This is a genomic window from Mesorhizobium sp. EU05-FHT14A09 (assembly GCF_058790995.1).
Window position 1 is genome coordinate 154669 of record NZ_JBYTDF010000012.1, and the last position, 20008, is coordinate 174676.

A 20008-nucleotide genomic window follows, 5' to 3' on the forward strand; every position below is an offset into this window, starting at 1 on the left:
CCCTTCAGAGCGTTGCGCTGACTGGCATAGGTCAAGAGCGCGACGGATAGATACCGTTCATCGCGATGTTGTAATTGATTGTCTCGTAAGGCTGGATGTTGGGGTGCGGCTGGCCGCCGCCGACTGAAGTGACGGTTGGAGCTGCCAGCGTCACCACCCGCCCGGCAGGTGGTGCATAGATGGCGTTGGCGGTGGTGCCATAAAGCGCGTTGACGGGGCTGCGCCCAGCGCCTGTCGCGCTGGTGGCGTTGCCGACATGATTGTGCATCGGCAGTTGCTGGGTCAGCAGCGTGACATTTTCAGCGCCGCCGGTCTCGCCCAGATTGTAGGGCGAGGGCTGCCAAGCCGGATCCACGGACGGACCAAATCCCACCGGTGTGCGGCTCTGCAGGTTGGGCAGGGCGAAGTTCGTGGTGCCGTTGCCACCGTAAGTCGTGCCTAGGAGTGAAAAGAGCGCCTGGTTCTGAGCTACCGAGACCAGCGCCCCGTTGCAGAAGGCGAAACCCTTCTGCGCAAAAGCAAATCCGGTCATCATGACCTGCCCGAGGAAAACTTCGGTCATCAGCTCCCCCAACTATTCAATGCCCGATGTCGTATTGACGTTGCTCCCGATCCACGGATTCTGCAAGTGTGTTTTTATCGAAAGGTAGACATGAATAAAACTTCGTGATCTACTTTGGTGGGGAATCCGTCAGAGAAATCATTGAGTCCTGAAGACTCCGCTATACATTTTCGGCGCCGAATTCCGCGCTTCTGTATTAAAGTGTACACAACTTCCGGCATGGGGGCGTGCATTGAACTGGAATTCGAAGTATCGCGCCGCGCCGGCCTGTGTCGTGGCGGGCGGCTTGGGGCTGTGGCTCACCGTTCTCATCCTTGTCGGGCTTGCTGCCATGGCGCCTTCGCCGGCGCGCGCGGCGCCGTCAGTTGGCTGTCCCTTGCCCATCGCCATCACCGTGGTGTCTGGTGGAAGCAAACAGATCAATGCATCGGCGTGCGATCCGGTCGGGACGAATCCACAGGACCGCGTGGTGCAGCCCCCACATGGCCACGTTACGATCGACAATGCCGCTGCAGGCTTGCTGACCTATGTTAACAACGGCGACAGCGCCACCACAGACACGTTCACCTTCGAGGATGCCTCAGCTGGGGTGGTGACGGTCAATGTCACGATCACGCCCGCGTCCTCTCCGATCAGCGTCACCCCGGCGAGCCTGCCAAATCCCAAAGTAGGCGTTTTCTACGACCAGACGCTGGCCTCAAGCGGTGGCGTGGCGCCCTATTCCTACACCAATGGCGGCGGCAGCCTTCCGCCGGGGCTTTCGCTGACGGCTGGCGGCCGAATTTCCGGCACGCCGACCGGCTCCGGTCCCTATAACTACACCGTTCATGTAACGGATTCGACGACCCCGACGCCGCTCACGGCCGACAAAAGCTACGGTTTCCTGGTGGACGGGCCGACGCTTGTCGTCTCGCCGACCAGCCCGGCAGCCGGTGCTGAAGGCGTTGCCTACAGCCAGCAATTCACCACCAGCGGCGGCACCGCGCCTTATACCTATTCTCATGAATCTGGCACGCTTCCTCCCGGGTTGGGGATATCCACTGGCGGCCTGCTCTCCGGCACCCCAAGCACCCAAGGCAGCTATACCTTCACGATAAAAGTGCAGGACAATTCCACGATTTCGACCGGCGGCGTCTGGTTGACACTTCACACCGTCACCGTCGTCATCAACGCAGCGCCGACCATCGTTTTGGCGCCGACGACGCTGCCGGGCGGCGCAGCGGTCGGATCGGCCTACACCACGACCATCAGCGCCAGCGGCGGCATTGGGCCTTACACTTATCTCGTCAGCGTCGGGTCGTTGCCCGCCGGCATGACGCTTTCTACAGGAGGCGTGCTCTCCGGTACCCCGACTGCAGGCGGAACCTTCAATTTCACTGTCCAGGCAACGGATGCCAGCGGTGCGCCGGGGCCATACAGGGGAACGCAAGCCTACACGCTGTCTGTCGCCCCGCCGACGATTAACCTCCCTGCCACATCGCTCGCCAATGGCACCCAGGGCGTGGCCTACTCGGCTCCGCTCAATCCGGCCAGCGGCGGCACATCGCCTTATACTTACATGGTCACGGCAGGCGCTCTCCCGGCAGGCATCACGCTGTCGGCTGGCAACCTCTCAGGTACACCAACGGCATCCGGTACTTTCAATTTCGCTTTAACCGCAACCGACAGCAGCACCGGGAGTGGTCCCTATTCCAGCGCCCCGCGCGGCTATAGTTTGACGGTCCTGGACATTCCTCCTGTTGCCAACCCGGTCTCGGCGACCGTTGCCTATAACAGCGGCGCCAACCCTGTCTCGCTCAACATCACGGGCGGCACCCCCACCTCCGTCGCTATCGGATCGGCGCCCTCCAACGGCACGGCAATCGCCAGCGGAACAACGATCACCTATCAGCCCAATCCTGGGTTCCACGGGGCCGATTCATTCACGTACACAGCGACCAATTCCGCGGCGACTTCCGCACCAGCGACCGTGTCCGTGATGGTGGGCAGCCCCACCCTCATTGTCAGCGCATCCAACCCACTGACAGCGCAGGTCGGGACTGCCTATACCCAGACTTTCACGGCATCCGGAGGCGCAGCGCCGTATTCGCTTTCAGTCAGCGGTTTGCCTGCAGGGCTCTCCGTAAGCGCCTCGACTGCCGACAGCGTCACCATATCCGGAACTCCGACCGAGGCGGGCAGCTTCAGTCTCTCGGTCACTGGAAGTGACAGCAGCAGTGGAGCCGGCCCCGTCTCGGTTGCGCAGAACTTTACCCTGTCGATCAGCGCCCCCACACTGGCGCTGACCCCTCCGGCAGGAAACCTCAACGCAACGTATGGAACAGCCTTCGGCCAGCAATACGCTGCTTCCGGCGGCACAGGGCCTTACACCTACGCGGTCAGTGCCGGCTCGCTGCCGGCAGGTCTCTCAATCGATAGCGCCTCAGGTCTGCTGTCCGGGACACCCTCAGTTACGGGATTGTTCACCTTCTCAGTGCGCGCCACCGACAGCAGTACCGGGACCGGCGCGCCCTTTGGCCGCACACAGAACTATGTCCTCCAGGTCGCAGCATCCACCATCGTCGTTTCACCGCCGTCCATCCCCAATGCAACCGCCGGCTCCAGCTACTCAGCCACCCTCGCCGCCTCTGGCGGGATCGGACCGTACACGTTCGCCACGATCCCGAACGCGCTGCCCACAGGGCTGTCGCTGGCGCCAACCGGAGAGTTGACGGGCATCCCGACGCAATCGGGCACGTTCACATTCACCGTTACTGCCACCGATGCCAACACCCAGACAGGGACGCACAGCTACTCTTTGACTGTCGCGGCTCCGACGCTTGCCATGTTGCCCGCCAGCGTACCACCGGCTACGGCTGGCACTGCATACAGCCAATCGGTTACAGCCAGCGGAGGTAATGCGCCCTATACCTTTGCCATCACGGCAGGCGCATTGCCTGCGGGCGTGACGCTTTCGACAGCAGGCGTGCTTTCGGGCACGCCAACGGTCAGCGGCAGTTTCAGTTTCACGGTGACGGTGACGGACAGCACAACTGGAACCGCGGGAACCGTGAGCGTGAACTATACGCTCGCGGTCGCCGCACCGACCATCACACTTGTTCCTTCGACGCTCGCTGCCGGTCAGTTCGGCGTACCCTACAGCCAGGGGCTTACAGCCACCGGCGGAACAGGACCCTACAGCTTCGCACTCAGCGGCGGCGCGCTTCCACCCGGTATAGCATTATCGTCGTCGGGCACATTCTCCGGCACGCCCACGGCCTTCGGTTCATTCAACTTCGCGGTGACGGCAACAGACAGCCACGGCTTCACTGGAACTGCCGCCTACACGCTGGCACTGGCCAACAACCCGCCGGTCGCCAATCCCGACACCGCCGATACGCTCGACGGCCAGCCAGTCACCATCAATGTTTTGAGCAACGACTCCGGGACGATCACTTCGGTCGCGATCGCCAGTGTGCCCGCCCACGGCACCGCCACGCTGAGTGGCAACGATATCATCTATTCTCCCGGAACATCATTCGTCGGATCGGATACGCTCCAGTATACTGCGACCGGCCCGGGCGGCACCACGCCGCCGACCCTCGTCACTATCAATGTCAGACCGCGCCCCGTTCCGGTTGCGCAAACTGTCTCCACAGTCTCCGGCAAGGCTGTGATTGTGGACTTGGCCAAGGGCGCCAGCGGAGGCCCCTTCACCGGTGCAAGCCTGGTGTTGGTACCGCCAACATCCTCGGGCACGACGTCGCTTGACGGCTACCAGATGACTTTCACGCCGGCGGCTACGTTCGAAGGTACCGTCACCGTCACCTTCACACTCAGCAACGCCTATGCAACCTCGGCGGTGACGGCGATCACCGTCAACGTCCAGGCTCGTCCCGATCCAACGCGCGACAGCGAGGTGATGGGAATCCTCAATGCCCAGACCGCGGCGACGCGCCGGTTCGCTAACTCACAGATTGGCAATTTCCAGCAACGGCTGGAAGGTTTGCACGACAGCGAAGAAAGCCAGGAGCCCACCGACACCCTGGCGTTCGTCCAAGGAATCGTTCTCTCCTTCAACAGCACGTGCGGCAAAGATGACCTCGTTCCGCACGGCCAAACCTGTGGCGGCCGCCAGTTCGCAGGCAAGGAGATGCCGTTCAAATCCTACCTTGACGACAACACCACTTCGAGCACGCCAGGCGGCTTCGGAACCGGCAGCTTCGGCCACAGCAAGGTGACGATCTGGACGGGCGGCTCGATCAATGTTGGCGACCGCGAAGGCAATGATGGCTACAAGTTCGAAACGACAGGGCTGAGTGGCGGTATCGACTACCGCTTCAGCCGTGCTTTTGCGCTTGGCCTCGGCGTCGGATACGGCCGCGACGTCAGCGACATCGGCGACAACGGAAGCCGTAGCACGGGAAAGGCATACACGGCCGGCCTCTACGCCAGCTATCGTCCTGGCCAGAACTTCTTCATCGACGGCCTGCTCGGATATCAATGGCTCTCATTCGATTCGAAGCGCTTCCTCACGTCGGGCGGTGGATTCGTTACCGGCGAGCGTGACGGTGGACAGTGGTTTGCATCGGTGTCGGCGGGCGCCAAGTATCAGGTCGAAGACTGGCTGGTTTCGCCTTATGCGCGTCTGGACATTGCCCGCGCAACGCTCGATGCCTTCACCGAGAAAGGCGACCCGTTGTCGGCCTTGCACTATGGCGAGCAGGATATCGACACCTTGACCGGCAATCTTGGCCTGCGACTCGCCTACAAAATACCTGTCAGCTTCGGGGTGATCTCGCCGCAGCTCAGACTGGAATACCAGCATGATTTCCAGGGCGACAGTGCCATCACAATGAACTACGCAGACATGTTCAATGGACCTTTCTATCACACCTCGATCAACGGATCGGCAAAGGACCGCTTCATGCTGGGCCTCGGAATGAACATCCAGACGACACAGGATTTCGGCGTGCGGCTCGAATATCGCGGGCTGTTCGGCAGCAATGGCGACGCCGACAACGGCTTCCTGATCAATCTGGGAAAGACGTTCTAAAGCGGATGGTCGCCGCGGCCGGCACTGAAGGCCGCGACCCATGGAGCGGTCTGGTTTTCGCTGCAGAGGCAATCAGTGCTCTGCTGGCGATAAACCTCGCTCCTGCCGATCGCGCATGACGCTCTGAGTCGGACCTTCAGAAGCATCAACGGCAAACGTAGCCAAATTCGCGGTAGGCGGTCGCAAGGATGCTTGGAGTGTATTCTTCCATTCTGACCTCCATACCAGGGCAATCCTATGTGTCGATCGCGATTGCGGTCATCAATTGACTTTGGTGCAAGCGACCGACGCTTACCCGCCCTGCAAGTCAAATCCGGACCGCTTTTCCGTCGATCATTCTCACGTTCGTTCAAAGAACCTGGCCGCCGACTGCGGGAACACGACGAACCGCCAATCTGAATAATCTCATGCCTACACTTCCGTCGGCGTTGGGGCTTTTGTCCGCATTGAGTCCGCCAAGCCTGAACGCCGGATGCTTCGTTGCCTTCTCGGCCTAACATCACGCGGCTTGTCGTTCGAGAGCGTTCCCACCACGCAGTCTACGAGACTGAACGCAATGAAGTCGGCCTCCAGTCGTTCGGCGAGCTCCTTCTCATCGAACGGCTGCTCACTCCCGGGCGACGTCCACAGGACGAGACCGATGCGGGCATGAGGGGCCAGTCGCCGCAGGCGCCGCACTGCGAACCTGGAATACTTCAGGGAGTCGGGATTCAAAAAGCCTAAGACGATGCAATTGCGCCCCTCCAGCGGCAGGCTGCGCATTCTGGCTGCAACGAGGTCACGGTGGCCCGCCGCCTCGCATTCGGCCCCTTCGACGGAAATGACCTGCGCCAGTATCACGGCCGCAACGTCGTCCAGTTCGCCATGTCCACCGATACAGAGAACCGATTTGCCGGAACCGTCCGGAAGATCGATGTCGAACTCGTCTTCCCCCTCCTCATCGGTCTTGCTTGCGGCTTTGCTATCCTTGCCGTCTTCCTGGTGGTCTTGCTCGTCTTCCTCCTCTTCCGCTGCGATCTCGTTCAGGTTCGCCACGAGTTGGCGCGCATTTTCGGCAAGATCGGACGATTGGCTCTTTGTCAGCACCCCTCGCGCCCGATCCTGTTCGCCAAGCAACAGGGCGGGTATGCTGACGGCAGCGTGATACTCAATCAGGTATTTCTCCTCGAGCATTTCTTCAGCGTTATCGGTGGCCTCATCGAGATCATCCGCCAGCAGGCGCTGATACAGGCGTTCGTGAGGATCGAGAACCGGCTCATCGCCGAGCAGAATCTGAAGGAACTCGAACTGAGGCACGTGCCGGCCCAGCACGACCAGGCAAACCGTCAGTGGCGTTGAAAGCACCAATCCTATCGGGCCCCAAAGCCATGCCCAGAACACCGCTGCAACGATGATCGCGAGCGGCGATAGCCCGGTGCGGGAGCCGTACAACCAGGGCTCGACGACATTGTTGCTCAAGAGCTCAAGCAGGATGAACAACCCGGCCGTCCAGATCAGCAACGACCAATTGGGAGCCACCGCGAACGCCAGGAACAGGGGGATCACCGCTGCAATGACCGGCCCGATATAGGGCACGAAGCGGAAAACGATGGCGAGCATGCCCCATAACAACGCGTTGGGAATGCCGAGAAGCCACAAGCCTGCCGCCAAGGGCACGCCAAAGGTGATGTTCACAACCAGCTGCATCAGCAGGTATTTGCCGACGCGGCTGCCTGCGTCCTGCAAAGCCTGCGTGGTTCGGTGAAGATCGCTGTAGCCGACAAGGCGAATGAAGCGATCGCGCAGCTCTTCGCGCTCGAGCAGCATGAAGATCACGATGACGATCACGAGGCCCATCGTGGCCAAGGGGCCGACCAAGGGTTCAATGATGTTCCGCAACGTCTCGATGGGTCGCTGGGGAGAAAATATCTGAACCAGCAGCGGGCGCTGCTCGCCGTGGAGTTGCGGGCTCGCAGGGGTTGCCGAGGAAGCCGATTCATTGATCTCGGTGTTGACGCGCTCGAACACGCGCCCGAGGCGGCTGATGACACCGTCTTCCGAACCGGTCTCTTTCAGTTTCCGGATTTTCTCCACGATGTTCGATTGGTACTTCGGGATATCCTGCGCAACCTGACTAACCTGGCTGGCAGCGATGAGACTGAAGATCGAGATGACCGCGAAGGCGCAGGCGACGGCCCCGATCACGGCCGCCAGCCGCGGCAGCTTCATTTTCCGGAGGAAGGAGACGATCGGAGCCAGTGCAAATGTCAGCAGGACCGCGATCGCCAGCGGGAGCAGCAACTCCTTTGCCTCATAGAGAACCACGATCGCGGCGATCACCGTGACGACGGTGGCCAGCCGGGCAGTCATGTATGAGGACGGCATCATGTGGTTAAGCCTCAAAATGATGGCTCGATTGACCATTCCTACCATGAAATGGAGAGCCGGCTGCACGTTACGGTGAAACTCGATCCAGCGCTGGCGTTGTTATGATCACACAGACCCGCCATCACGGTAACCCATGTTGCTCTGAATGCGTCTTCTTCCACCAAACGGATTCATTTGAACGAAGCGCGGGATCGTCCGTTTGAACCAAAGCCGATAATTTCGGTGTTGCTCATAAACGAGGAAGCCCTCATGAAGCCCTTCGCGAAACCCGTTTCCATTTTTGTCGGCCTTGGATTTCCACGCGATGTGGAAACCGTCGAAGAGGCCTTTGAAATCCTCAACGAATGGGTCGGTTCGCGAAGCCCCACCCACGAGCAGGCTCTGTCTGCAGTTCGTGCGGCTCTCACCGACGGCAGTGTACCTCTGGCACGCCTCGCATTCGAAGCCTTCACCAAGAAAACGGGCATCCTCGCGCCCGACGCGATGGAATTGGCGGCGGCAAAAGCTGCCGATGAATGGCTCTCAGCGTGATCGAGCTTGCTGCCCGCAACAAGCAGCCAAGCTCACCATCATCAGTCGATGCAAAGCGCCGTCGTTTTTCACCGTGAAGTGGACCGTCGGTCATGAAACCATTCAAAGTGGAGTGGAGGAAGAAAGCTGCCGATGCGTTGAGGGCGCAGGTACGGTCGTATCGGTTCCCCGATCAGCCCGGCGACACCGGCTGGTCTCACGGCTGCGATGCCCGAACGCTACGCGATCTCTGTGCCTATTGGGCGGGTGAATTTGATTTCGGAGCCATGGTGCGAGAGCTCAACCGCTTTGCCCAATTCACGGCGGAAATCGACGGGCAGACACTCCACTTCGTTCACGTCAGGGGCGAGGCTGATGGCAAGCGCCCCCTCTTGCTCATCCATGGCTGGCCGGGCTCGACCTATGAGTTCTGGCCTGCAGTTGAGGCGCTGGCCTTTCCGTCTCGCAATGGCGGCCACGCTGACGACGCGTTCGACGTCATCATCCCATCGCTACCGGGATACGGCTTTTCCGGGAGACCCAAACACCTGATGGCCCCGCCACGCATCGGAACCTTGTTCGATCGCCTGATGCGCGAGATTTTGGGATATGACCGTTACCTCGTCCATGGGACCGACTGGGGAGTGCTGATCGGTGCATGGATGGCGCTGGACCATGCCCAGTCGCTTCGCGGACTGCATATTGATTATCTGGGAACCGTTCCCGAGGACGCCCCTGTCGACGAAACAGAACGACGCTGGTTTCAACTTTATGCCGATCGCGAAAAGCAGCTCGGAGCGTATTCGCACCTTCAAGCAACACGGGTGCAGTCGCTTGCTTATGCAATGCACGGCCAGCCGGTAGCCCAGGCTGCGTGGATACTTGAGAGGTTCCACGACTGGGCAGATCTGCACGGGCAACCGCTGCTTGAGACCTTCAGTCGCGACAGGTTGCTGACCAGCGTCATGCTCTATGTGATGACCGACACGTTCGTGACATCGACTTGGCTCTACACCGCATCGGAAAAAGCAAACAGCAGGGTACTGCCAAAAGGGCGGCGGATCGAGGTACCAACGGGCTATGCGTGTTGGCCAGACCCGCGACATCCAGCCCCGCCACGCTCTCTTGTCGAGCGCGCGTGCAATCTGATGCATTGGGGCGAGCACTCCCGTGGCGGCCACTTTCCCCCGACTGAACAGCCTGACGCTTTCGCCAGCGATTTACGGGCCTGGGCCGGCACGATCACCGCGTGATTTCCTCGTCCATTCGTTCGGCGAGCATCCGGGAACCGGGACAGGCAAGGCACAACAGTCGCTGGTCACCCATCAGGTGAGCGCCCACTCAGGATCGGTTGCCGAAACAACGCCCCTGTCCAATTGCCTCGCCAACTTTGACCAGGCTTCATCCTGCGTGAAGCTGTTCATCGCCCCGCACGCGTCGATCAAGGCGAGATCGCCGCACTTGCCGATCAGGGCGTCGCTTTTCCTCGAGCCTCCATGACCAAGCAATTCGCTGGGAGAGGTGCTGTCGTCAAGGACGCGGTGTCCCCACGCTCCCGGCAAATCGTCTGACTCCATGGCTTGTCGAAGTTCCGCATCGACGCCAAGAGCATCGATCGCACGCACCACCACATAGCGCATCAGAGGATAGTAAATGGGCTGATGGCTCCCGCCGAGTACCCGCACGCCAGGCAGGATCGCCAACACCAGGAAAGCAAGGAACATGTTCGGGACGAGACTGCGGTTCAGCAGCTTCTCGACGAGTTCGGCCGGCTCGAAGGGCACCACCCTTGCACCCGTATCCTGGTGAACCAGGTCACGTCCTACCAACCGAAGGGGCAGGCGTTTGCCATTTTCATACGCCCAGAAAAAATCGGTACCACGGGTGAACCAGCCGGCCCAAGCACCTGCGGCCAAATGGTCCATGATCTCCAAAATGCTCGATGCCATCTTGGGACTTTCGACCAGTCGCGTGCGCAGCCAGGAAGAACGCTCCGACAGGTGATCCGCCACCAGCTCCGCACCATCTTCATCGTCGAGTTGCAGGAAAGTGAAACGATCTCCAAACAGCCGCGGCCATAGCGACACGTTCGCCGCCTTGATGGCCTGAGCGGGCCGCTCGAACTGCGCTTCTGGAAGAAGGTTGCGCAGATAGAGCAGTGCGTCGCCCTGCTCGCCGTCGTCCATGGATGCCAGTTCGAAGCGGTAAGGTCCGTTCCCCGTGAGCAGGCTGTAGCCGATCATGCGACTTCTGCTGAGACCAAAGACGTTGATGGCCCTGCCATCGACGGTCAGCCAGCCGGGTCCTTTACGCGCTCGTTCCACCAGGCTCATCGTCGAAACCGCGTAGGAGACGTAGCTCAAGCTATTGTGGGCGGACAGCCCCAAGAGGCTGAAGACGTGCGTGTAGAAGGCCTCGGGTTCGAGAAGGAGGAGCAGATGCGGCCCGGTCTGCAGCACACGACGTTCGTTGAAGTCCCTGCAGACTTCAGCCGCAGTTTCGGCCGGCAGCCCGGCTCGGATTGCGGCCTTTTTCATGACGGCAAGCAGTTTGTGCAGGGCCATGGTCCGACATTCTGGCGAGGTCGTCCGGGCCGGAGCAGTATAAAGGCGAGACGCATAGTCCCGAAGCGGGCGCGGATAGAACGGCTTCATCCACGGATAGAGCGCGGCCAGCGTTTCGACGATCGCCGCTTTTTTCTCGATGTCGTTTGCTAGGCTGTCCACCTCACGATTTGCCCTTCTCTTGCGGTTGTCGATGGAAGACGGTCAACACGGAAATACCGATGAGCAGAATCACGCCGAAGCCGAAGAAAATCGTCGAAGGAACGGCTCGATCTCCCACCGCGGCAACGGCTGCGAAGACCATCAGGCTCAGCGCCACGGCGACACTGTGCATCACGCCTTTCGCCCTGCCGAGTGAAGCAGCGGCGACACGCGACTGAAACGCAACTTCAACGCTCACGCGTCCCAGATTGTAGAGGAAACCGACGGATGCAAAAAGCAGTGTCGTCCATGGCGTGTGCGAATACCGCAATGTGATGAACATCAGCGCGATCGTGCCCAATAGCCACAGATGTTGCCTGTCGGCGCTGATCCTTGGCCGTACCGCCGCCAAGGAGACGGCTCCCAGCAACGAACCAATCGACCATGCCGCCTCAAGCACGCCGAAATCCGCTGCAGTGCCTTTCAGCTCGGCGAAAACGAAGCTCGATCCCATCACGCTGAAAAGCACGGCACTTGAGTAGAAAAACGCGTAGGCGACAACCAGCCGTCGGAAGCCTGGTTTGACCTCCAGGACCGTTGTCAGCTGTGGGCGACAACCGCGCGACGCAGTCGACGTGTTCGTGGAGGCCACTATGATTGCGGCGAACAGAAAGGAGGCGGCGAGCACGGCGAAGGGCACTGCCGAAGCATACCCGCCCAGCAGCATTCCGATGAGAAGCGCCGCGCCGAAATTGCCAGTCTGCATGACAAGGACGACGATCGAATTCCAGGTTGCGCTGTCACGGCCAGCGACGATTGCCGGTATCATCGACTGGCCGGCGGTTAGCGCGACGCGGTCGCAGAAGGAAAACAACACTGCGGACATGCACATCGCCGGCAGAGCAGCGACGTTCGGGAGCGCAGACGCTGTTGCCAGGCTTACAATGAAGCGTCCAAGGTCTGCCATCGCCTGCAACCGACGCCTGTTGAAGCGATCGGCCAGCAAGCCGGCAACGGGACTGAGGATAAACTCCGTCGCGCTGACGATCGCAAGAAAAATCGCGAGGCCGGCACTGCCGTAGCCACGTTCCGCCAGGATCCAGGATGCCGTGAGAAAATAGCCGTTGCGGCCGAATGCGCCCAACGCCGCGCTGAAGAGAAGGCCATACCGCGACGGACCTGAAAGTCGGCCGATCGTCTTGCGGGCAGGTCGGCACGGGCTCCTGATTGACATGTTTGCCCCCAGTTGCCCCATTGGTGGCACAAGTGCGGCGGGCGTCGCTTCCACATGCTATTCCAATTTGCCGGAACTTGCTGAAAACGAGCCAGTGCAACGCTAGGTCTGGCAGAGATTTCGAAACTCTGTCGGCGTCACGCCAAACGCCCGCTTGAATGCGGTCGTGAAATGGCTGGAGCTTCCGAAATTGCACTCCAGTGCGATCTGCGTCGCTGACAAGGTGGTCGTTCGCAGCATTTCGGATGACTTTTCCAAACGGCGCTTTGCCATAAAAGCGTATGGCGTCATCCCGGTCGACTGCTTGAAGGCGCGCCAGAAATGGAAGCGGCTGAGCCCAACCGCATTGGCAAGCTCTGCCAGTGTTGGCGTCCTGTTCGATGTGTCGATCATCTCAAGTGTATGCTTGAGATCGAAGGACGAGAGGCCACCCTTGGCAGGGTTATGCGGGAAGCCGTTCATCCGGGCCATCTGCACGATGAGCTGCATGGCCTGGCTTTCGACCATTGTCACGCTGAGCGGATCAGGATGGGTGACCTCCATCGCAATGCGTTGCAAGGCCATTTCAACGGCACTGTTTCTGAAACCGATGGCGGGCCGTGGATTGGGCAGACGATGCCGCATCTTTTCGGCAAACACATCGACTGCGAGATCTTGTTGAACCGACACCAGCAGATAGGCCGCCGTTGCTTCGCCTTCGTCCCACCCGAGCCACTCAGTTCCTGGTGGAACGTAGATCAACGACCCTGCGCGCCGAGGCGCGAACGGCAGGCGTCGGCCATCAACGACATCCTCGCCACGCGACACCGCACCTTGCAGGTTGACAATGAAAGCATGGCTCGACCGGGCAAGACTTGTTTCCTGCCGCTCAAGCCCCGTCCGCTTGATGAGGTCGGCGCGCACCCTGCCCCAATCCTCAAAATGATGGACGAAGCTGCATTGGCGGGATCGCCTGATAAGTCGTGGATCAAGGCAAACTATTTCTCCCACAAGAAAGCTCTCCCGCTTGCGTAGAAATCGCAGTGCAGGGAGATGTGGAGAACTCCGGGTTATTCGACAACTAAAAAATAACTCAGGGTAGGCAGAACATGTGACCTTTTCGAAAAGCCTGCAATTACAGGAAAGCGATTTCTATTTTCCAGGTCTACCGGCAGCCTCAGCCATTGCTTGACCGAGCCGAAATACTCAACGGCTCCAGATTTCTTGAAGGTTCTTCCGGTCGGGCTTTCGGCATCTCACCGCTCTATCGACTGCGAGGAGGCGAGTTGGAATGCGAGGTCTTGACGACTTCCTGGCCGAGTGCGATCGCGGCCCGCGCATCAACGAACTGAGTGGCTTCTTCGGCTCGACCGCAGCAGGCAGGAGTGGAAAGCCTATCCGAAAGCCGATGGCTGACACCCGCCTGCTTCCGCGTGAAGATCTGCTTCGCACGCTGGTTGCCCTGCATGCGGCACGGCAAGGCCATTTCGATCAGCATTATCACAGCAGCATTCCCTACAGGCTGGAAGAAGAGTGCCGGATGGCGCATGCGGTCTTGAAATACGCGCTTCAACGCTCGGTCCCGCTCACCCTCTACAGCCTTGGAACGGCAGAAGGAACAATGGCCAGGACCTTATCGGAACTCGCCGGTGGGCACATCGAAACGCTCTCATGCAGCCCGAATCCGGAGAACCATGAGTGTTTCCTCTCTTATGGCGAGCCACCCCATGCCGAGTTCTTTGTCGGCCCCTTCCACCGGCTTACCAAGGATGTGCTGCAGGGAGCCCCGCGACTGACCAAATTCGCAAACGGGTTTGATCTCATCCTGGAAGACACCACCTTCCAGATGTACTCCCCGAACAGGGCGAAACAGATCGAATATGTCGGCCAGCATCTGAAGGACGACGGCATCTTCGTCTTCGTGGAGAAGTTCCGCACGCAGGACGTGGATGAATACGTGCGGCGCGAAAACCAGAAAGATCATGGCTTCAAGGCGCGCTACTTCCAGCCGGACGAAATCGAACGGAAAAAATCCCTGGTGCTCGACTCCATGTTCAACAACGAAGTGTCGCTGGCGCAGATGTCAGATGCGATCCGCTCGCAGTTCAGATACTGCGCGATGACGTGGAACAGCGGGAATTTCTACAGCCTTGCCGCGAGCAATGCGAAGGATAACCTGGATCGTTATCTGCGCCAGATGGAAGAGCCTGCCATTCCGCACGAATATGTCTACGACACCACGCTGCCGCGCGATCCCGCCGACGACGTTGCAACCGAACAGGTGCGTTAGGATCTGGAGCGGTGCACCACATGAGCAACGCCCTTCGCCGCCTCGACTGTGTTTTCACGGCGGCCGACCATGGCAGTTTGCGGCAGGCGGCGAAGGTCCTGCGGGTGAGAGAGTCCAGCGTAAGCCGCAACATCGTGGCGCTCGAACAGCATCTTGACGTCAAGCTTTTTCATCGTCACGTGCATGGTGTCCATCTCACCCAAGCTGGCCAGGCATGGGTCGCGGCGGCGCGCGGTCACTATGAGGGATTGCGAGACGTGCTGACCGCAGAGCACATGCCCAAAGGGGACACCAGGACGTTGCGGATCGGATTGTCCGCGCTCGCCGGGCGAAAATTCCTGACAGCCACGATCCGCCGCTTCGGCGACCTCTATCCCGATGTGGCCGTGAACATCGAGGATATCCAGCAAGAGCCGGCGATGTCGGCGCTGCGCCGACGGCAGATCGACATTGTCTTCACCTCCGCCGTCATGTCCGACGGGACTTGCGCGACTGGAGCCTTCGAGCGTGAGCGGTTGTTTGTCCTGCTGTCAGCCAATCATCCGCTTGGCCGAAAGCCGTCTGTGAGCTGGGCGGATCTGGCGCGCGAACGCTTGTTGGTCTCACCATCACAACACGCCCAGCTGTGCTCTCTGCTGGCGGCCGCTGGCGTTGACAAGGCGCCGTCGCTCCACCCGTGTAGCGGCAGCGATGCAACGCGCGTCCTGAAGGTACAGTTGGGCCAGGGCATCGCCTTGGCCGAGGAAAGCGCCTGTTCGACCGCGCCTGATTTCACGATCTGGAAATCTCTCCACGGCCTGGCAAGCGTCGCGCAGGTCAACGCGGTGTGGTTGGATTCCAATCCCAAGCGCGCACTGTTGCGCTTTGTGGCCACGGCAAGGAGGCAGGTGAATCCGAAGCTGCGACACATCTGACATGTCTAGTCCGGCATTGTTGCCGGTACAGCGCGTCTGGCTTTTGCAAAACCTCTGTCCGTGGCCATGAACCGCTCAAGCATCGCGACAATCAGGCGGGCAGGTTCGGCGGGCGATTGCCTGGTTTCCTTGGCAAGGAGGTTGGCATAGGCCGCGAGATCACGATGCAGCGCGGCGGGCAATTCGACGGTGAGCTTTACGGGCTTGTCGTCGGCCAGGGCCCCGAGTTTCAGCTTTGCCATGGTCAGCTCCCGTAGGGTTCAAGGATGAGGTCGCGCGTGACGATGACGCGGACTGGAAATCCCGGTCGTATCGTCAGCGTCGGTGAAACCTGCAGCTGGCGCTGGATGATCTGCTGCCCAGCCTGATTGATGGTGTCCTGGGCACCGTCGCGGATTGCCCGGACCAGACGGTCGTTGTCGTCGCTTGCAAGCTCGGCCCCGACCCCGAGCAAGGTCGAAAGCCCCGCAGCCTTGATGAGGTCCCACCAATGGTTGTCGACGCCGTCTTCAAGTCCGGAATAGCCCTGCGTATCGGCACCTGGCTGGCGCTCCAGCACGATCGAACGCCCATTGGGGAAGATCAGGCGGTTCCACACCAGAAGCACCCGGCGCTGGCCGAACCCGACGCCATTGTCGTACTGCCCGATGATGCGGGTCCCCTGCGGCACCAGCAGCGATCGACCGGTGGGGCTGTCGTAGACGTTCTGGGTCACCTGCGCGACGACCTGCCCGGGCAGGTCGGCGCGGATGCCGGTGACAAGCGCGGCAGGGATCACCGCACCTGCCTGCAACACGAAAGGCGAGAGCGCGGGCATGACCCGGTCCGCCGCAACGACGCGACGCGACACGTCGGCATCGAGAAAAGCTTGTTGCCGGTCCTTCGCGCCGGTTCCACCCAGTTGTCCCTCGACCTCTAGACTGCCCGGCAAACCTGGAGCCCCGCCAGCCGGCATCGACGCGCCGGATCGCGGCTCGGTCTGGAAGAAGACCTTGCTGGTGCGCGCGGCTTCTTCCTCGGCGCGCCGCCGCTGCTCTGCCTCGTCGACGGACGGCGCCATCATGGTCGGGGCAATCACCGGCTGTCCGCGGTTCTGAGCGTCGAGGATCGGCCGCCCGAGATCCCCCGGCAAGGCTGGTCCAAGGATTGGCCCGGTATAGTCGCGCGGCAATGCCGCGAGACCATCGGCTGTCGGCCGATTGGATGTGGAATAGAGCTCTTCGCTGTCGGCCGCGCCCTTGCGTGCCTGGAAGGCGTAGATCAGCGCAATGCCGATCCCCAGGGAAGCCGCGGTTCCGAGGCCGATCAGGAATTTCCGCGACAGCCGCGTGACACGCGGTGGCTCGGCGCGAAGCCGCATCGGCGCCGTAAATTCGTCCCCGCTCATATCGCCCCCCTTTTGCCGTTGCGGACGATCCTGACGACCTGCTGGCGCTCGCCGCTGCCCAGACGCAACTCTGCCTCTCCAAACAGGCGGTCGACGATGAGGACATTGCGATGGATGCGGGTGTTGACGATTTCGGCCTCGCCGTCCGGCCCGCTCACGAACAGCGGCGGCATCTCGCCCTGGACGATGCCACGCGGAAATTCGACATAGACGCGGCGGCCATCGTCATAGACCGTGACCGGCCGCCAGGGCGGCGCATCGCCGGCCAGGCCATAGCGATAATTGCGCGCCGCCGCCCCGGGGATGACGGGGGACGCAGCCCTGTCCGGACGCTGCGATGCCGGTGACGACGGGTAGCTCCACGCCACCGAGGGCATGTAGGGTTTTTCCCCCGAACGCAGCTCGATCAGATAGGTGCGCCGGTCGGTGGCGATGACCAGATTGGTCGATATCCCCGGCCGGGATGGCTTCACCAGGACATGCACCCTGCGGCCGTCGCCCGATCCGCTTGTGGTATTGCCGATGATCCAGCGGGCGGTGTCGCCCGCGGCGATCGGACCGGGATCGCTTAGGGTCTCTCCCGGCTCGAGCGCGATCGTGGTGATCTGGCCTGGCGCGGCATAGACCTGGTAGAGGGCGCCCTCGCTCCACGGATAGACCTGGATGGCGTTGAAATAGCCCTCGCGCCGCGGCTCGACACGCGCCGCCGCATTGGCGCTCTCGACACGGCCGGTCGCCGAGCTGGCAGCGATCCCGCCATGCGCAGGCCGCCACGCCGGCGGGACAAGCAGCGGCCTGGGCACCGTGTCACGCAGCGCGGCGGCGACCGGCGGCAATGGCGGCACGGACGCATCGTAGCTGAATTGCCGCGTCGGCCTGGCGGCGCACCCCTCGAGCAAGGCGGCTGCAAGCAACATCAACGCGAGCCGGTTGCGAGGCCGTGCCGACGGCCTGGCGGCGTTACGAATGACGGGAGCAATCATTGCGCGATCTCCCGCGACCAGCTTATGGCGTTGACATAGATGCCGAGCGGATTGGCCTTCAATTGCTCGCCATCGCGCGGCGGCTGCAGCGCGATGGTCAGGATCGCGGTCCAGCGTTGGGTCACGGCCAGCTTGCCGTTTTCATACTGGCGTTCGACCCAGGCCACACGGAACGAATCCGGCGAAGCTCTGATGACGCTCGACACCTCGACCGAGACCTGCTGCTTTCCGATCCGCGCGAAGGGATCATTGGTGCGGGCATAGTCGTTCAAGGCGCCGGCGCCGCGATCGGTCGTCCATTCATAGGCGCGCAACCAGTTCTGTCGCACGATGATCGGATCGGCAGGAACCGAGCGGACCTGTTCGATGAAGCGGGCCAGATGCCAGGCAATCTGCGGGTCGGTCGGCTGGTAGCCGGCAACGGCGGGGGCAACGGCCTGGGCTTCGCCGAGCCGATCGACCTCGACCACCCAGGGCACGACCGACCCTCGTGCAGATTGCCAGACCAGGGCGGTGGCAAAGCCCATCGACAGGACAAGCGATCCGAACGCCATGTAGCGCCAGTTGCGGGCCTGGACGCGGGCAGATCCGATCCGCTCATCCCAGACCTGGGCGGCTTTCTGATAGGGGGTCACGGGCTGGGGGGTCTTGCCGTAATGCGCGGCGGGTCGCTTGAAAGGGTTCATGAGCGCTCACTTTGGGATAGGTTGACCGAGGAACCGGAACTGTGGCTGTCGCCGGCGCGCAGGGCGTGGGCTGCCGCGCTGGCGCCATGGCTGATCGCCTGGACGCGTTTCATGCGCCGGGCCCAGTCGGGCGCCCCATCGCTGGTCGGGGCGGGCGTCTGCCCGGCGTCGCCGGTCGATGACGCGGCATCACCAATGGTTCCAGCCGTTGACGACCCTCCGGTAGCCGCAAACGCAGCCTTGCTACCATCCGAGAAACCCGACTGAAGAGACGTTGCGGCCTGCCGCAGCTGTGCGGTGACAGCACTGCCGGCTGCACTGGCAACGCCAGCAAAGCCCGACACGGCGCCTGCGGTTCCCGTCTGCCCGGCAGCGCCGAGACCATAGGCCGTGCTCGCGGCGCCGGCCGCGCCCGCCCCTGCCCGGACTGCCGCGCCGGCACCGGATCCCATTGCAAGACCGCCCCGGGCAGCCAAACCAGCCGCACCGATCGACGCCACGGTGGCGCCGGCAACGGCAAACCCGGTTCCGGCCGCCGCACCCGCCCCCATCTGCGGTCCGCCGGCGACCAGTCCATTGGCGATGCCCGGGCCGAAAATCCCGAGCCCGACCAGCGACAGGGCTGCCAGCACCACCGCCATGGATTCGTCGATCGAAGGCGTCTGCCCGGCGAAGCCTTGCGTGAACTGGCCAAACAGGGTCGACCCGATGCCGATGATGACCGCCAGCACCAGCACCTTGATGCCGGAGGAGACGACGGCGCCAAGCACACGTTCGGCCATGAACGCCGTCTTGCCGAAAAGACCGAACGGGATGAGCACGAAGCCGGCCAGCGTCGCCAGCTTGAATTCGATCAGCGTGACGAAGAGCTGGATCGCCAGGACGAAGAAGGCGAGGATCACCAGCGCCCAGGCGAACAGCAGGCAGGCGATCTGGATGAAGTTTTCAAAGAACGCCACCCAGCCCATCAGGTCGGAAATCGATTCCAGCAGCGGCCTGGCGGCATCGAGGCCGGTCTGCGCCACTTTGCCGGGCCGCATCAGGTCCGCCGTCGAGAAGCCGGTTCCCGAACCCTTCAGGCCAAGACCGGCGAAGCTGTCGAAGACGATCCTGGCAAGACTGTTCCAGTTGGAGATCAGATAGGCGAAGACGCCAACAAAAAGCGTTTTCCGGATCAGCCGGACCAGGATGTCGTCATCGGCGCCGGCGCTCCAGAACAGCCCTGCCAGGGTCACGTCGATGACGATCAGCGTGCTGGCGACGAACGCGACCTCGCCGCCAAGCAGGCCGAAGCCCGTATCGATGTAGCGGGTGAAGACCGCCAGGAAATTGTCGATGACGCCGGCGCCGCCCATG

The 20008-nt window shown here is 61.5% G+C and carries 15 protein-coding genes; 5 read left to right on the forward strand and 10 right to left on the reverse strand.

The window, feature by feature from the left end:
- Window positions 1-31: 31 nt before the first annotated feature.
- Window positions 32-562, reverse strand: a complete 531-nt coding sequence (locus AC3WTO_RS28270; protein WP_492464169.1) for a phage tail protein — start codon at window positions 560-562, stop codon at window positions 32-34.
- Window positions 563-794: 232 nt separating this feature from the next.
- Between AC3WTO_RS28270 and AC3WTO_RS28275 the strand changes: the two genes are divergently transcribed.
- Window positions 795-5597 (forward strand): putative Ig domain-containing protein, encoded by a 4803-nt coding sequence (locus AC3WTO_RS28275; RefSeq protein WP_492464168.1) that lies wholly within the window; start codon window positions 795-797, stop codon window positions 5595-5597.
- Between the two features lie 411 nt (window positions 5598-6008).
- Here AC3WTO_RS28275 and AC3WTO_RS28280 read toward each other — a convergent pair whose 3' ends face one another.
- Window positions 6009-7946 (reverse strand): AI-2E family transporter, encoded by a 1938-nt coding sequence (locus AC3WTO_RS28280; protein ID WP_492464167.1) that lies wholly within the window; start codon window positions 7944-7946, stop codon window positions 6009-6011.
- Window positions 7947-8213: 267 nt separating this feature from the next.
- Here AC3WTO_RS28280 and AC3WTO_RS28285 point away from each other — a divergent pair, with 267 nt between their 5' ends.
- Window positions 8214-8495 (forward strand): DUF982 domain-containing protein, encoded by a 282-nt coding sequence (locus AC3WTO_RS28285; protein WP_492558458.1) that lies wholly within the window; start codon window positions 8214-8216, stop codon window positions 8493-8495.
- A 92-nt stretch (window positions 8496-8587) separates the two neighbouring features.
- Entirely contained in the window at window positions 8588-9727 is a 1140-nt protein-coding gene (locus AC3WTO_RS28290; protein WP_492464165.1) for an epoxide hydrolase family protein, read from the forward strand.
- A gap of 72 nt (window positions 9728-9799) precedes the next feature.
- Here AC3WTO_RS28290 and AC3WTO_RS28295 read toward each other — a convergent pair whose 3' ends face one another.
- The 3 genes from AC3WTO_RS28295 to AC3WTO_RS28305 form a co-directional block, all read right to left on the reverse strand.
- Window positions 9800-11200 carry a hypothetical protein gene (locus AC3WTO_RS28295; protein WP_492464164.1) on the reverse strand — a complete coding sequence of 467 codons (1401 nt, stop codon included), beginning with the start codon at window positions 11198-11200 and terminating at the stop codon, window positions 9800-9802.
- Window position 11201: 1 nt separating this feature from the next.
- Entirely contained in the window at window positions 11202-12413 is a 1212-nt protein-coding gene (locus AC3WTO_RS28300; RefSeq protein WP_492464163.1) for an MFS transporter, read from the reverse strand.
- A 102-nt stretch (window positions 12414-12515) separates the two neighbouring features.
- Window positions 12516-13316 carry a helix-turn-helix transcriptional regulator gene (locus AC3WTO_RS28305; protein ID WP_492464162.1) on the reverse strand — a complete coding sequence of 267 codons (801 nt, stop codon included), beginning with the start codon at window positions 13314-13316 and terminating at the stop codon, window positions 12516-12518.
- A gap of 367 nt (window positions 13317-13683) precedes the next feature.
- Between AC3WTO_RS28305 and AC3WTO_RS28310 the strand changes: the two genes are divergently transcribed.
- Together AC3WTO_RS28310 and AC3WTO_RS28315 are read left to right on the forward strand one after the other, a co-directional pair.
- The gene (locus AC3WTO_RS28310) at window positions 13684-14682 is read left to right on the forward strand and encodes a class I SAM-dependent methyltransferase (protein ID WP_492464161.1); all 999 of its coding nucleotides are present in this window, start codon (window positions 13684-13686) and stop codon (window positions 14680-14682) included.
- 20 nt (window positions 14683-14702) lie between these two features.
- Complete coding sequence (locus AC3WTO_RS28315; protein WP_492464160.1) at window positions 14703-15596, forward strand: LysR family transcriptional regulator; 894 nt, start codon at window positions 14703-14705, stop codon at window positions 15594-15596.
- Between the two features lie 5 nt (window positions 15597-15601).
- Here AC3WTO_RS28315 and AC3WTO_RS28320 read toward each other — a convergent pair whose 3' ends face one another.
- From AC3WTO_RS28320 to trbL, 5 genes are read right to left on the reverse strand one after another with little or no spacing between them, the layout of a single operon-like run.
- Window positions 15602-15838: a DUF2274 domain-containing protein gene (locus AC3WTO_RS28320; RefSeq protein ID WP_492464159.1), complete on the reverse strand. Its 237-nt coding sequence runs from the start codon at window positions 15836-15838 to the stop codon at window positions 15602-15604.
- Between the two features lie 2 nt (window positions 15839-15840).
- Window positions 15841-16983 (reverse strand): TraB/TrbI/VirB10 family type IV secretion system protein, encoded by a 1143-nt coding sequence (locus AC3WTO_RS28325; RefSeq protein ID WP_492464158.1) that lies wholly within the window; start codon window positions 16981-16983, stop codon window positions 15841-15843.
- Window positions 16980-17966, reverse strand: coding sequence for a P-type conjugative transfer protein TrbG (gene trbG / locus AC3WTO_RS28330; protein ID WP_492464157.1), 987 nt, complete (start codon window positions 17964-17966; stop codon window positions 16980-16982). The genes AC3WTO_RS28325 and trbG overlap by 4 nt, the downstream gene beginning before the upstream one ends.
- Window positions 17963-18652, reverse strand: a complete 690-nt coding sequence (gene trbF, locus AC3WTO_RS28335) for a conjugal transfer protein TrbF (RefSeq protein WP_492464156.1) — start codon at window positions 18650-18652, stop codon at window positions 17963-17965. The genes trbG and trbF overlap by 4 nt, the downstream gene beginning before the upstream one ends.
- Complete coding sequence (trbL, locus tag AC3WTO_RS28340; protein ID WP_492464155.1) at window positions 18649-20007, reverse strand: P-type conjugative transfer protein TrbL; 1359 nt, start codon at window positions 20005-20007, stop codon at window positions 18649-18651. The genes trbF and trbL overlap by 4 nt, the downstream gene beginning before the upstream one ends.
- Between the last annotated feature and the right edge of the window lies 1 nt (window position 20008).

Excerpts from the sequence above, each read along its gene's own strand:
- AC3WTO_RS28270 (WP_492464169.1), bottom strand. The coding sequence starts at position 562 with ATGACCGAAGTTTTCCTCGGGCAGGTCATGATGACCGGATTTGCTTTT.
- AC3WTO_RS28280 (WP_492464167.1), bottom strand. The coding sequence starts at position 7,946 with ATGACTGCCCGGCTGGCCACCGTCGTCACGGTGATCGCCGCGATCGTG.
- AC3WTO_RS28285 (WP_492558458.1), top strand. The coding sequence starts at position 8,214 with ATGAAGCCCTTCGCGAAACCCGTTTCCATTTTTGTCGGCCTTGGATTT.
- AC3WTO_RS28290 (WP_492464165.1), top strand. The coding sequence starts at position 8,588 with ATGAAACCATTCAAAGTGGAGTGGAGGAAGAAAGCTGCCGATGCGTTG.
- AC3WTO_RS28300 (WP_492464163.1), bottom strand. The coding sequence starts at position 12,413 with ATGTCAATCAGGAGCCCGTGCCGACCTGCCCGCAAGACGATCGGCCGA.
- AC3WTO_RS28310 (WP_492464161.1), top strand. The coding sequence starts at position 13,684 with ATGCGAGGTCTTGACGACTTCCTGGCCGAGTGCGATCGCGGCCCGCGC.
- AC3WTO_RS28315 (WP_492464160.1), top strand. The coding sequence starts at position 14,703 with ATGAGCAACGCCCTTCGCCGCCTCGACTGTGTTTTCACGGCGGCCGAC.
- AC3WTO_RS28320 (WP_492464159.1), bottom strand. The coding sequence starts at position 15,838 with ATGGCAAAGCTGAAACTCGGGGCCCTGGCCGACGACAAGCCCGTAAAG.
- AC3WTO_RS28325 (WP_492464158.1), bottom strand. The coding sequence starts at position 16,983 with ATGAGCGGGGACGAATTTACGGCGCCGATGCGGCTTCGCGCCGAGCCA.
- trbG (WP_492464157.1), bottom strand. The coding sequence starts at position 17,966 with ATGATTGCTCCCGTCATTCGTAACGCCGCCAGGCCGTCGGCACGGCCT.
- trbF (WP_492464156.1), bottom strand. The coding sequence starts at position 18,652 with ATGAACCCTTTCAAGCGACCCGCCGCGCATTACGGCAAGACCCCCCAG.
- trbL (WP_492464155.1), bottom strand. The coding sequence starts at position 20,007 with ATGGGCGGCGCCGGCGTCATCGACAATTTCCTGGCGGTCTTCACCCGC.